This window comes from Nocardioides allogilvus (assembly GCF_003047285.1).
Taxonomy (GTDB): domain Bacteria; phylum Actinomycetota; class Actinomycetes; order Propionibacteriales; family Nocardioidaceae; genus Nocardioides; species Nocardioides allogilvus.
This window is the reverse complement of sequence record NZ_PZYX01000001.1, coordinates 517,322-529,862: the sequence shown is the minus strand read 5'-3', so window position 1 is coordinate 529,862 and position 12,541 is coordinate 517,322. Positions and strand designations below refer to the sequence as shown.

At 70.5% G+C, this 12,541-nt stretch carries 12 protein-coding genes; 6 read left to right on the top strand and 6 right to left on the bottom strand.

Features of this window, described 5'->3' with window-relative positions:
- The first annotated feature begins 115 nt into the window (after window positions 1-115).
- Window positions 116-760, top strand: coding sequence for a peptide-methionine (S)-S-oxide reductase MsrA (msrA, locus tag C9J87_RS02570; RefSeq protein ID WP_107704646.1), 645 nt, complete (start codon window positions 116-118; stop codon window positions 758-760).
- A gap of 78 nt (window positions 761-838) precedes the next feature.
- Window positions 839-1,216 (top strand): YciI family protein, encoded by a 378-nt coding sequence (locus C9J87_RS02565; protein WP_107704645.1) that lies wholly within the window; start codon window positions 839-841, stop codon window positions 1,214-1,216.
- Here C9J87_RS02565 and C9J87_RS02560 read toward each other — a convergent pair.
- The gene (locus C9J87_RS02560) at window positions 1,200-2,717 is read right to left on the bottom strand and encodes a reprolysin-like metallopeptidase (RefSeq protein WP_157953100.1); all 1,518 of its coding nucleotides are present in this window, start codon (window positions 2,715-2,717) and stop codon (window positions 1,200-1,202) included. The genes C9J87_RS02565 and C9J87_RS02560 overlap by 17 nt on opposite strands.
- A gap of 142 nt (window positions 2,718-2,859) precedes the next feature.
- Between C9J87_RS02560 and C9J87_RS02555 the strand changes: the two genes are divergently transcribed.
- A complete protein-coding gene (locus C9J87_RS02555; protein ID WP_107704643.1) occupies window positions 2,860-3,585 on the top strand; it encodes a class I SAM-dependent DNA methyltransferase in 726 nt (241 codons plus the stop codon).
- Between the two features lie 117 nt (window positions 3,586-3,702).
- Here the strand turns inward: C9J87_RS02555 and C9J87_RS20505 are convergent, their stop codons facing one another.
- Window positions 3,703-3,813, bottom strand: a complete 111-nt coding sequence (locus C9J87_RS20505) for a DUF1905 domain-containing protein (RefSeq protein WP_232211522.1) — start codon at window positions 3,811-3,813, stop codon at window positions 3,703-3,705.
- 222 nt (window positions 3,814-4,035) lie between these two features.
- Between C9J87_RS20505 and C9J87_RS02545 the strand changes: the two genes are divergently transcribed.
- Window positions 4,036-5,355 (top strand): ABC1 kinase family protein, encoded by a 1,320-nt coding sequence (locus C9J87_RS02545; RefSeq protein WP_010833975.1) that lies wholly within the window; start codon window positions 4,036-4,038, stop codon window positions 5,353-5,355.
- Window positions 5,356-5,491: 136 nt separating this feature from the next.
- On the opposite strand, the gene C9J87_RS02540 is transcribed toward C9J87_RS02545, so the two are convergent.
- Together C9J87_RS02540 and C9J87_RS02535 are read right to left on the bottom strand one after the other, a co-directional pair.
- Window positions 5,492-7,525, bottom strand: a complete 2,034-nt coding sequence (locus tag C9J87_RS02540) for a vWA domain-containing protein (protein WP_010833976.1) — start codon at window positions 7,523-7,525, stop codon at window positions 5,492-5,494.
- 12 nt (window positions 7,526-7,537) lie between these two features.
- Entirely contained in the window at window positions 7,538-8,950 is a 1,413-nt protein-coding gene (locus tag C9J87_RS02535; RefSeq protein ID WP_010833977.1) for a P-loop NTPase family protein, read from the bottom strand.
- Between the two features lie 86 nt (window positions 8,951-9,036).
- On the opposite strand from C9J87_RS02535, the gene C9J87_RS02530 reads away from it, so the two are divergent.
- Window positions 9,037-10,446 carry a WS/DGAT/MGAT family O-acyltransferase gene (locus C9J87_RS02530; protein ID WP_198652234.1) on the top strand — a complete coding sequence of 470 codons (1,410 nt, stop codon included), beginning with the start codon at window positions 9,037-9,039 and terminating at the stop codon, window positions 10,444-10,446.
- Between the two features lie 11 nt (window positions 10,447-10,457).
- On the opposite strand, the gene C9J87_RS02525 is transcribed toward C9J87_RS02530, so the two are convergent.
- Window positions 10,458-11,354, bottom strand: a complete 897-nt coding sequence (locus tag C9J87_RS02525; protein WP_157953099.1) for a hypothetical protein — start codon at window positions 11,352-11,354, stop codon at window positions 10,458-10,460.
- A gap of 151 nt (window positions 11,355-11,505) precedes the next feature.
- On the opposite strand from C9J87_RS02525, the gene C9J87_RS02520 reads away from it, so the two are divergent.
- Window positions 11,506-11,763, top strand: a complete 258-nt coding sequence (locus tag C9J87_RS02520) for a hypothetical protein (RefSeq protein ID WP_010833980.1) — start codon at window positions 11,506-11,508, stop codon at window positions 11,761-11,763.
- A 60-nt stretch (window positions 11,764-11,823) separates the two neighbouring features.
- Here the strand turns inward: C9J87_RS02520 and C9J87_RS02515 are convergent, their stop codons facing one another.
- On the bottom strand, window positions 11,824-12,522 hold the full coding sequence (locus C9J87_RS02515; protein ID WP_107704641.1) for an Ig-like domain repeat protein: 699 nt from the start codon (window positions 12,520-12,522) through the stop codon (window positions 11,824-11,826).
- Window positions 12,523-12,541 lie beyond the last annotated feature (19 nt).

The following is a 12,541-nucleotide window of genomic DNA, read 5'->3' as shown; positions in this document are numbered from 1 at the left end:
GGGTGGTCCCTCTCCGTGGCTCAAAAGTGGTCTGCACCGGCGCCAGGCTCCCGTGCTGCGGCCCTGATATACCCAATTTTGGTTGTCTCCTTGCCCGGGTGCGGACAATGGAGACATGTTCGGACTCGGCAAGCCCTCCACCCTCCCCTCCGCCGACGAGGCACTGCCCGGCCGTGCCGAGCAGCCCTGGACCCTCGGGGAGCACGTCGTCCTCAAGACGCCCGTCGTCACCGACGAGGCGCCCGAGGGCCACGAGGTCGCGATCTTCGGCCTCGGCTGCTTCTGGGGCGCCGAGGAGATCTTCTGGCAGGAGCCGGGCGTCTGGTCGACGTCGGTCGGCTACGCCGGCGGCCACACCAGCCACCCGACGTACGACGAGGTCTGCTCTGGCCGCACCGGCCACACCGAGGCCGTGCGGATCGTCTTCGACCCCGCGGTCACCTCGTTCGCCGACCTGGTGAAGAAGTTCTTCGAGATCCACGACCCGACCCAGGGCATGCGCCAGGGCAACGACGTCGGCACGCAGTACCGCTCCGCGATCTACTTCACCTCGCCCGAGCAGGAGCAGACGGCGCGCGACCTGACCAAGGTGTACGGCGACGAGCTGGCCAGGCGCCGGCTGGGCGACATCACCACGGAGATCCGCCCGGCGAGCGAGACGCCCTACTTCTACGCCGAGGACGCGCACCAGCAATACCTCGCGAAGAACCCGTTCGGCTACCGCTGCCACGCCAACACCGGGGTGAAGTTTCCCGGCTAGCCGTGTCGATTCGGCCCCTCCTCGTCCGTCAAGGTGCTGAGGGCGGGCGCCGGGTCCGCCGTGCCAGGAGGAGCAGCCATGACCGAGTACCTCATCTACTTCAACCAGCAGTGGGTCGGCGACCACACCGAGGAGTGGTTCCGCTCGCGCGCACCGCTGTCCATGGCCGTGGTCGACGACATGGTGGCCGCCGGGGTCTACGTCTACGCCGGCGGGCTGGAGGGTGAGGGCTCACCTCTCTTCACCGTCTGCAGCGCCGACGCCACCAGCGGCACCGTGGCGATCAGCGACGGTCCGTTCGCGGAGACCACGGAAGTCCTGGGCGGCCTCACCGTCGTCGACGTGGCCGACGAGGAGGCCGCCCGGATGTGGGCCGGCAGGATGGCGGAGGCGTGCGGGTGGCCGCAGGAGGTCCGCCGCTTCAAGCCGAGGCCGCGACCTATCGCCGGATCTTGACCTTCCCGGACTGGCGCTTGGTGGTCTCGTAGCCCCGACGCTTGCCCGTGACCTGGACCGAGATCTTCTTCCCTCGGTCCTTGCGGCTGACGCGGTAGGTCTTGGACTTGGCGCCCTTGATCGCCTTGCCGTTGCGGAACCACTTGTAGCGGTACTTCACCGCCTTGCTGGGCTTCCAGTCCCGCATGACCGCGCGCAGCGCCCCACCGGGACGTGCGTTGCCCTTGATCCTCGGGCGGTGGGTCTTCGTGAAGAGCTGCTTCCCGATCACCGCGGAGGGAGCCGAGCCGACCGCCACGGGCTGGTAGTACGGCGCCGAACCGGTCGCCGCGACGGTGATCACCGTCCCGACCTGGGCCTTGCCGAGCGTGAGCTGGGGGCCGGTCGCGCCGGCGATCGGCGCCCCGTCGGCGAACCACTGGTAGGTGAAGGTGACGTTGCCGGGAGCCCACCCGGGGGTGCTGACGGTCAGCGACTTGCCACGGTTGGGGGTGCCGGAGATCGACGGGGCCGCCCCGTAGATCTGCGACTGGCGGTAGTTGGCCACCGCCGGCGCCTGCTCGGTGATCGCACGAACGTTGTCGGCCGCCGCACTGCCGACCGGGTAGCCCTCGGGCGTGCGCACGCTGGGTCCGGAGTAGTAGGGAATCCGCACGCAGCTCACGCCCGCGGCACGGCAGGTGTCGTAGTAGGCCATCACCGAGATGAACTGGTGGGCCGGGTCGGTGTAGCCGCGGGCATAGGGCTTGCCCTGGCTCGGCGGGAACGACGCCCCGGTGTCGTGGTCGCCACTGAAGTTGTGGCCGATCTCGTGCTCGAACACGCGGAACCTGTCGGCACAGTCGGTGTAGAAGAGCACCGTCCAGGCGGCGTACTCGGGGTCGTACTGCGGCTGGATGCCACTCAGCCCGCCGATGCCACAGCTCGAGCCCGGGGGAACCGAGCCGCTCGCCCACAGGCTGACGAGGTCGGCGTGGGTCTCCTCGCGGAGTGCCTGCGCCTCGTCATAGATCCCGTCGCCGGGTGCCCCGAGCTGCTTGATCATCGTGAGCAGGTCGGTCGAGGTCGCCGCGGCGACCTGGCGGTCACCGACGTAGCGCAGCTGGAGGGGGATGCCGGAGTTCGCGAAGGCCTTGTTGGCGCCGGCGATCTGCGTCTGGAACCTGGTGCGCAGACCCTCGATGCCGCCGACGTCGGCCTGGGCGAGGAGCGCCGCGGGATAGACGAAGGCGACGTCGACGAGGTTGCCCGCATCGGCCCTGCGGGTCGCGTCCGTGAGCCGCGCGTCGGCCGGCGCCTGGACGGCCGTTCGCCGGGCCAGGTCCTGGGTGGACGGACGCAGCACGACGGCGTCGGTCTCCAGCCAGGCGGGCTCGTCGCCGTGGCCGCTCGCAGTCGCCAGGGACGAGGGGGCCAGCGTCGTGGTGCCGGCGACGAGGGTCGTGAGAAGTGCGAGGGCGGTGATGCGCCGGAGTGCGCGTCGGGTGGGGCGGTTGGCCATGATCAGCTCCTTCAAGGTCGGGCTGTTGATACCCCGACGTCGGCGTCGCAAACCGCGACGGGCCATGGGCTGACGATCTCCCGCGGTCCCCCACCTTCGAAACCCGGTTGCCCCGATCGCCACCCAGCCACAGGGTGGGGCCATGGACGGCTTCGATCCGATGGACAGCTTCGGCCCCGACGTGGCCGCGGCGTACGACGACCACCTCCGTGGCGACGAGGCCGAGACGGTCTCGTTCCTGGCCGCGCTGGCCGGTGACGGCCGCGCCCTCGAGCTGGCGATCGGCACCGGCCGCATCGCGATCCCGCTCATCGAGCGCGGGGTGGAGGTCGACGGCATCGAGCAGTCAGCGGCGATGACCCAGCGCCTGCACGAACGACGACCCGACGTCGCGGTCGTCGCAGGTGACATGGCGACGGCGGACGCCCCGGCTGCGGCGTACTCCCTCGTCTACCTCGTGTTCAACACGATCGGCAACATCCTCACCCAGGACGGTCAGGTGCAGTGCTTCGAGAACGCTGGCCGCCACCTCGCCGAGGACGGCGTCTTCGTCGTCGAGATGACCTCCCCCACCGTGTCGATCGCCGGGCGCACCCAGTTCGTCGAGGCGGAACGGGTCGCCGCAGACGAGGTCGTGCTGGACGTCAACCGCTACGACCCCGTCACCCAGCTGCTGTCGGAGAACCACGTCACCATCTCCGCCGCCGGGATCACGATGGGCCCGATCGCGCAGCGCATCCCGTTCCCCAGCGAGCTCGACCTGATGGCACGACTAGCCGGGCTGCGGCTGCGCGACCGCTTCGGCGGCTGGCAGGGCGAGCCCTTCACCGCCCGCAGCGAGCGGCACATCAGCGTCTACGCCCGATGACGCCGACCTCGGCTAAGACAGCGGTATCTGACAGCCACCCCGTGGCTGGGGAATACCGCTGTCCTGGGTTCCCGGGATTTCCACCGACCGGCTGACCGCCCTCGGGCATCGACTGGCCTAGCGACCGACGCTGAGCCGGACCTCGACGACGTCGCCGGGCCCGACGCCCTCGGCTCGCCGGACGGCGTCCTTGAGCGGCAGGAAGTAGGTCCCCTCGCTCGGGAACATCGCGGTGGTGAAGGTGGTCTCCCCAGCGACGCGGTCACGGGGATCACGCCCCAGTAGGCGACCTCCGCCTTCACCTCGTCGACCAGGTCGGCCTCGTCGGGCGGGAGCGGCACGAAGTGGAAGGGCGCTGGTCCGCGCCACTCGACGACCTCACCGGCGAACTCGAGCTCCATGGCGATCACGATAGGACGCGCCAACCGGGCATCGGCGACACTGACTTCCATGACCGAACTTCCCCGCAAGGGCATCGCACGCGGCGCACGCCTGGCGGCGCTGCCCCTCGGCTATGCAGGGCGTACGGCGGTGGGTTTCGGCAGGCGCCTGGGCGGTGCGCCGGCGGAGATGGTGCTCAACGAGGTGCAGCAGCGCACGGCCGAGCAGCTGTTCAGGACGCTGGGTGAGCTCAAGGGTGGAGCGATGAAGTTCGGGCAGGCGCTGAGCGTGCTCGAGGCCGCACTGCCCGACGAGCTGGTGGCGCCGTACCGCGCCAACCTGACCAAGCTGCAGGACGATGCGCCGCCGATGCCGACCCAGACGGTGCGCGACCAGCTCGAGAACGACCTCGGGCCGACCTGGAAGAAGCAGCTCGTCTGGCTCGACGGCGGGCCGACCGCCGCGGCGAGCATCGGGCAGGTGCACAAGGGGCGGTGGTCCGACGGTCGCGACGTGGCCGTGAAGGTGCAATATCCCGGCGCCGGCGAGGCGTTGATGAGCGACCTGCGCCAGCTCGCCCGCCTGGCCAAGGGCATCGCCCCGGTCTTCCCCGGCATCGACATCAAGCCCCTCGTCGCCGAGCTGCAGGCGCGCGCCGCCGACGAGCTCGACTACTCCCTGGAGGCCGAGGCCCAGCGTGTCTTCGCCGCCGCGTTCCGCGACGACCCGGACTTCGTCATCCCCGACGTCGTGGCCAGCGGGGAGAAGGTGCTGGTCACCGAGTGGCTCGAGTCGCCGTACAGCCTCGCCCACGTCATCCGGGAGGGGACGCAGACCGAACGCGACCACTACGGCGAGCTGCTCGCCCGCTTCCTCTTCTCCGGGCCCGTCCGCACCGGCATGCTGCACGCCGACCCGCACCCGGGGAACTTCCGCCCGATGCCCGACACCGGCCAGCTCGGCGTGCTCGACTTCGGTGCCGTCGCCCGGCTGCCCGATCGCCACCTGCCGACCGCGATGGGGACGCTGATCCGGATCGCGCGCGACGCCGACGTCGACCAGCTCGTCGCCGGGCTCCGCGAGGAGGGCTTCATCAAGGACAACGTGCGCGTTGATCCGCACCTCGTCCTCGACTACCTCGCGCCCTTCATCGAGCCGGCGCGGGTCGAGCGCTTCCGCTTCAGCCGCACGTGGATGCGGGCCCAGTTCGAGCGGATCAACAACCCGCGCGACCCGGCGTTCACGGTCGCGACCAAGCTCAACCTGCCGGCCAACTACCTGCTCATCCACCGCACCTGGCTCGGGGGCCTCGGCCTGCTCAGCCAGCTCGAGGCCGAGGCACCGTTCCGCGCGATCCTGGAGGAGAACCTCCCCGGCTTCGCGGTCTGACCCGTGCCACGAGTGGCGGGCCTCCGACTCGGCCGTGCTGCAGTTCCGCACCACCGTGGGCGGCCTTGACCCGTGGTCGAGCAGATGGGCGCCGAGCTGATGCGGATGCTGGCCGGCTGAGGTCAGCGGGAGGGTCTCAGCCGACCCAGAAGCCGCGGTCGCCGCCGTACCAGCCACCGAACTGCTCCCTGTACGTCGACGCCGACCGGTCGCCGAGATAGGACCCGACGACGGCGGCGCCGAGGTCGTCGAGCTCGGGCGAGACCATCCGCCCCTCGACCCGGCGGGCCATCGACTCGATGAAGCGCGCCAGGCCCGGGTCCTCGCCGAGCCGGAAGAACGTCGTCTGCGCACCGAGCCGCCGCGAGTTGTCGAGCTCGCGCACGGTGTTGGCGATCGTCAGCGGGTGGGGCGGGTAGGAGAACCACACGTCCCCGTCCGGCTCGAGGTGGCTGGTCGGTTCGCCGTCGGTGACGATCAGCAGCACGGGCTGGGCGTTGGGGTGCTTGCGGAAGTGCCGGTTGGCGAGCAGCAGGCCGTGGTGCAGGTTGGTGCCCTTGGCCCAGCGCGCGTCGAGCGCGGTCAGCTCCTCGATCTCCATCACCTGGGCGTGCCGGCCGAAGCCGATGAGCTGCAGGTGGTCGCCGCGGAAGCGGGACTGGATCAGCTGGTGCAGCGCGAGTGCGGTGCGCTTCATCGGCACCCAGCGGCCGTCCATCGCCATCGAGAAGGAGGTGTCGACGAGCAGCGCCACCGCCGCCTGGGTGCGTTCCTCGGTCTCCTGGACCTCGATGTCCGCCATGTTCAGGCGAAGCCTCGGTTTCGACACGCTCGTGCCTCGCTGCTCAACCAGCGTCTCGGAGGCCGTCCGCAGGACCGCGTTGGTGATCGTGCGCGTGACGTCCCACGGCTCGGTGTCGCCGTACTCCCACGCGCGGGTGCCCCCGGAGAGCTCGCCGGCAGCACCGGCGTTGCGCGACTCGCGCTGTCCCTGGCGCCCGGACATCCGGGTCGCGACGTCGCGGAGCAGCGCCTTGCCGAGCTGGCGCATCGCCTTCGGTGAGAGCCGCAGCTCCCCGTCGGAGCCGCGCTGGAGGTAGCCGGAGCTGCGCAGCGCCTTCTCCAGGTCCGCCAGCGTGCGCGCGTCGACGGCGGCCTGGTCGCCGAGCTGTCGGGCGAGGGCGTCGAGGTCGACGTCCTCCATCCGCGCTCCGCCGTAGGTCTGGGAGAGCTGGTCGGCCAGCGCGTCGAGCTCCGCAAGGTCCTGGAAGGCGCCGGTGCCGTCGCCGAGGCCCAGCCCTTGTTCCCCGTCGAAGTTCGCCGAGCTGCCCCAGTCGAGATCCGGGCGCAGCGACTGGAGGTTGGCGTCCATCCGGGCGAGCTGCTGCATCAGCTCCGGGGAGCCGAACGCCTGCTGCGAGAGCTGCATCAGCTCGGCGCGCTGCTCGGGCGTCATCGAGTTGAGCATCCGCTGGGCGGCGGCCGAGCGCTCGGCCAGGGTGTCCATGAGCTCGTCGATGTCCTGCGGGTCCTCCGGGAAGAAGTCGCCGTGCTTGTCCATGAAGTCGGCGAAGTCCTCGTCGGTGTCCTCTCCACGCGAGTGCTTCTCCAGCAGGTCGTTGAGGTCGCCGAGCATCTCGTTGATGGCGGCGCGGTCCTCGTCGGTCGCGCCCTCCATCGCCTCCTTCATGCCGGCGAAGCGCTGGTCGAGCAGCTCGCGGCCGAGCAGGTCCTTGATCTCGTCGTAGGCCGCGCGAGCCTCCGACGACGTCCAGTCGTACGTCGACAACTCGGTCACCGCAGCGGCCGTGGAGTCCGGGAGGTTGTCGAGCTGGAGCTCGCGGAACGCCCGGTCGCCGTCCTCCATCACCACGTCGCGGGCGAGCTGTCCGCGCTCGGCGAGCACCGCCTGGTCGAGCAGCTCGCGCACCTGCTGCATGGTTCCGTCGAGGTTGTGGCGCTGCAGCAGGTCGCGCCGCTTCTCTGCGATCCGCCGCGCGAGGTCGTCCAGCCCCTGCTGGTCCTGCCCACCGCGGCGCAGGAACTCGCGCATCGCGCGCTCGGGCGAGTAGCCGGCCATCACCTCCTGGCCGATCGCGTCCAGCGCCTCCGCCAGGTCGACCGGCGGGGCGAGCGGGTCGCCGCCGTCGTACTTGCGATAACGGCTCATGGGGTCCGCGGCTCAGCCATAGACCGTCTCCCGGCCGTCCGTCTCCTTGCCGACCCGGCGGGCGAGGTAGAGCCCCTCGAGCGCGAGCTCGATGGCGCACGCGCGCTCGCCGTCGTTGGTCGCGTCGATGCGCGCACCGATGTCGTCGTAGACCTCTGACTCACCGAGCACGGGCAGGCCGGCGAGGAACTCGCGGGCCGTCGTGCGACCGCTCGTCGCGATGGTCGCGCCGTCCTCGATGGCCTCGACGAGCAGGCCGAGGTCGAGGCCACGGAAGTGGCCCCTGACGGCCTCGGCGATCGCCGTACGCAACAAGTGGGTCAGGACCTCGCTCTCGCGGCCCTCCTCACCGGTCTCGAACTCGATCTTGCCGCCGAGCACCTCGACGGCCGTCTCGAGGTCGACGACACGGGCGACCGCGAGGTCCTCCCCGTTGACGGTCGCGCGGTGCAGCGCCGCCGCGGCGATCGTCTCCGCGCCGGCGATGGCGAAGCGGGCACTGACACCCGAGCGCTGGTCGACGGCACTGGACTCACGCAGGTTGCGGGTGAAGCGCGCCAGGATCTCGACGAGCACGTCGGGCACCTCGGCGACGAGGTCGGCCTCCTGGCGGATCACCGCGATCTCGTCGACGACCTCGAGCGGGTAGTGGGTGCGGATCTCGGCGCCGAAGCGGTCCTTGAGCGGGGTGATGATGCGCCCGCGGTTGGTGTAGTCCTCGGGGTTGGCGGACGCGACGACGAGCACGTCGAGGGGCAGCCGCAGGACGTAGCCGCGGATCTGGATGTCGCGCTCCTCCATGACGTTGAGCATCGCGACCTGGATCCGCTCGGCGAGGTCGGGCAGCTCGTTGATCGCCACGATGCCGCGGTGGGAGCGCGGGATCAGGCCGAAGTGGATCGTCTCCGGGTCACCGAGCGAGCGGCCCTCCGCCACCTTCATCGGATCGACGTCGCCGATCAGGTCGGCGACGCTCGTGTCGGGGGTGGCGAGCTTCTCGGAGTACCGCTCGTCGCGGTGGCGCCAGGAGATGCGCAGCTCGTCGCCGTACGTCGCCAGCGACTGCTGGGAGGAGATGGTGATCGGGTCATAGGGGTGCTCCCCCAGCTCGGACCCGGAGATCACCGGCGACCACTCGTCGAGCAGGCCGACCAACGAGCGCAGCAGCCGTGTCTTGCCCTGCCCCCGCTCGCCGAGGAGGACGAGGTCGTGGCCGGCGATCAGCGCGCGCTCTAGCTGCGGGATCACGGTCTCGCCGAAGCCGTGCAGACCCGGCCACGGGTCGACCCCGTCACGCAGGCGCGCGAGCAGGTTGTCCCGGAGCTCGACGCGCAGCGGCCTGAGCTCGTGGCCGGAGGCGCGGAGCTCTCCGAGGGTGGCGATGGCGGGAGGTGTGGTGGCAGACACGGTGGTCGACGTGGTCACCCGGCCACGGTAGTCCGACGGGCCACACGTATCCGGGACGGCCCTGCGTCGTTAGTCTGCGAAAACCCCATCGCAAGGACTTCCACGTGGCTCGCAAGTTGCTCAAGATCAACGACTCCGCATGGCTCTTCGCCGAGAAGTCGAGGACGCCCATGCAGGTCGGGATGCTGGCCACCTTGAGCGTGCCGGAGGGCCAGCCCACCTTCGTGGCCGACCTGGTCAAGCGCTGGCGTGAGGTCCACCAGTTCGCCCCGCCGTTCAACTACCTGTTCAAGTCGCTGCCGGTGCCCAGCTGGGTGGAGCTCGCGGACGACGAGATCGACCTCGACTACCACCTGCGGCACTCCGCGCTGCCCGCCCCGGGGTCACAGCGCGAGCTCGGTGTCCTGATCTCGCGCCTGCACAGCGCCAAGATGGACCGCCGCTACCCGCTGTGGGAGTGCCACGTGATCGAGGGCCTGGAGGAGGGACGCTGGTCCCTGTACTTCAAGGCCCACCACTCGCAGATCGACGGCGTCGGCGGGATCCGGCTGCTCAAGCGGATGCTCTCGGCCGACCCCGAGACCCGCGACATGCTCCCCCCGTGGGCCGTGGGCACCCGCGGACCCGACCAGTCGGGCCTCCCCAACAAGCAGGGCGCGCTCGAGGTCGTGAGCCGCGAGACCTCGTCGCGCGTCGGTGGGCTCGTGGGCGCGGGCCGAGATGCCGTCGGCGTCGCGACCTCGCTGGGCCGGACCTACCTCGAGACCGCGACCGGTCTGGGCGACGGGGAGCGGGCCACGCCGTTCCGCGCCCCCAAGTCCATCTTCAACGGCCGCATCCAGGCTCCGCGCCGGTTCGCGACGCAGGTCTACTCGATCGAGCGCCTGAAGACGATCGCCAAGGCAGCCGACGGCAGCCTCAACGACGTCTTCCTCGCTGTCATCGGGGGCGCGCTGCGCCGCTACCTCCTGGAGAACGACCAGCTGCCCAACGAGACCCTCACCGCCAACGTCCCGGTGTCCGTGCGACCGGGCGACGGCGCGTCGGTCGGCAACGCGATCACGTTCCTCTACGCCATGCTCGGCACCGACATCGAGTGCCCGCTGGAGCGCATCCAGCGGATCAAGTCCTCCACGCAGCTGGGCAAGGCTCGCCTGCCGCAGGTCGGCGGAGTCGCCATGGACACCTACACCGCAGCCCTGATGCTGCCCTTCCTGTCGCAGGCGATCCTGGGCTTCGGCGGCCGGGGGCGACCGGCCTCCAACCTGGTCATCTCCAACGTGCCGGGCCCCTCGGAGACGCGCTACCTCGACGGCTCGCGACTGGAGGAGTTCTTCCCGGTCAGCCTGCTCTTCAACGGCCAGGCGCTCAACGTCACCGCCGTGTCCTACGACGGCATGTTCAACGTCGGCTACACCGGCTGCCGCTCCAGCATCCCCTCGCTCCAGCGCATCGCCGTGCACTCGGGCGAGGAGGTCGACAAGCTCGAGTCAGCGCTCGGGATCGTCGCCTGATCGCGGACCCGTCAGGCGGGGAACCGCACCCCGCCGCTGTCGGGGGCGAAGTCGGTGGCGGTGGTCCCGGAGGCGACCTGGGTCAGCGACCCGAACTCGGTCGCGACCGACCACTGGAAGCTGGTCGCTCCGCCGACGACCGACGCGGGGAAGCTCAGCACGAGCGTGTCCCCCGACGGCGTCGCCGTCACACCGCTGGCTGCACCGAACGACGCACCGTCGGGGCGACGAGCGCTGGCGCTCCACCCGTCCTCGGCGAGGTGGCCCCAGGTCTCGTAGTCGACCTGACCGTCCAGGTCGACGTCGAAGAACGCCACGATGTTCTCCACGTTGGACCCGTCCCAGACCTGTGGCAGCGCGCCCGCGACCTGGATGCGCACCTCGAAGCCGCCTGCCGTGCGCGTCACCACGGCCCCCACCGCGTCGGCATGGGCCGGGGCGCCCGTCAGACCGCCCCGGACGTCGCCCCGCGGATCGCTCACGCTCGCTGAGCCGGCAGGAGTGGGTCCCGTCGTGGGGGTGGCTGTGGTGCTGGCGCTCTGGCCCTCGCTCGGGGCGGGCCCGGACGTCGTCGGTGCGCTCTTCGTCGGGCTGCTCGAGGAGCTCTTCGACGGGCCCTTCGTCGGGGTGCTCGACGGGCTCGACGCGGCGGGCTTCGTGACGCTCTTCGTCTTCTCGCCGTCGCGGCGATCCCCCTTCGCGTCGCGCTCGCCCTCGCGCGCCGCGGGCTTCGCGCCGCGCGCCCGGCCGTGCTCGCCGGCCCGGTGCTTGCCCTTGCCCGGCTTGAAGTCCGGATCGAGCCGGGAGCCCCTCGCCGCCACGTCGTCAGCACCTGAGGGCGCACAGCCGAGCGTCGCCGTACCGACGACGAGGAGACAGGACGCGACAAGAGCCCGAGAGAAATTCACGCCTCTCAAACTCTTGCCAAGAGCATTGGTTACGGCCCAGACTCTGCCCTCGTAATCAGCCGCACCGGGGAGGGTGGGCTCGCGACGCTCGTCGTGGGTTCCGTATGGGGTGTAGCAACAACTCCTCGGAAGGCATCTCATGCGTATCACCATGCTCGCAGTTCCCGCGGCCGTCGCCGCCCTCATCGCCGGCGGCACCGTCGTCGCGACCGCCGAGCCCGGCCCCAACGGTCACAACACCTTCGGCCTGTGCACGGCCTACTTCGCCGGCTCGGAGAAGGGCCAGGAGCAGAAGCGCAAGGCCCCGCCGTTCGCCGGTCTCGAGGCTGCTGCTGAGGCGGCCGACATGACCGTCGAGGAGTACTGCGCGGCCAACGGCACCCACCCGGGCAACGGCAACAAGCCCTGACCCACCCGCACCACGCACAGGAGCCCCGCCGGTCGGCGGGGCTCCTGTGTCGTTCGGCGCTCAGGAAGTGATGTCGAACGAGGTCTTCGACCTCAGGAAGTTCACGCTGCCGAGGTACTTGGCGACCACCTTGTAGCGGCCCTTGCTGGAGACCTTGCGGAAGACCGCCTTGGCGGCGGCAGTGCTGGTGAGCGGGACGACCGTCGCGGCGGTCCGGCGACCGTTGCGCTTCAGGACGAACTTGACCTTGCCCGTGGGGACCTGGCCGTGCGCCGAGGTGGTGGCGCTCGTGGCGACGATCTTGCGCTTGAGCTTGTTGTGCCGCGCGGCGAGCGTGGTGGCCGTCGGGGACTTGACCACCGTGACGTTCACCGGGGCGGACGCCGAGGTGCTGAACGCGGTGGCGTCGGTCGGGACGAACGAGGCGGTGACGGCGTACGGCGTGCGCGAGGCATCCACGAGCGGCCAGTCGAAGTCGACCTTGCCGCTGTTGGTGACGTCGGCGACGAGGGTCTTGTCGCCGACCTCGACCTCGACCTTGCCGGCGGGCTTGGCCCCGTTGCTGGCCGCGTCGACGCTCACCGTCAGCTTGGTGGTGTCGCCGTAGACGACCGTCGGGGACTGGACGGCCACGGTCGTCGTGGTGCCCGTGGGTGCGGCCATGACGGCGGACTGGGCGGGCACGACTGAGGTCGCACCCAGGCCCAGCGTGGCGGCGAGCACGAAGGCTCCTGCCGTCGCGCGCTTGGTGGTGGTCAAGACGTGTCTCCTTGTGCTC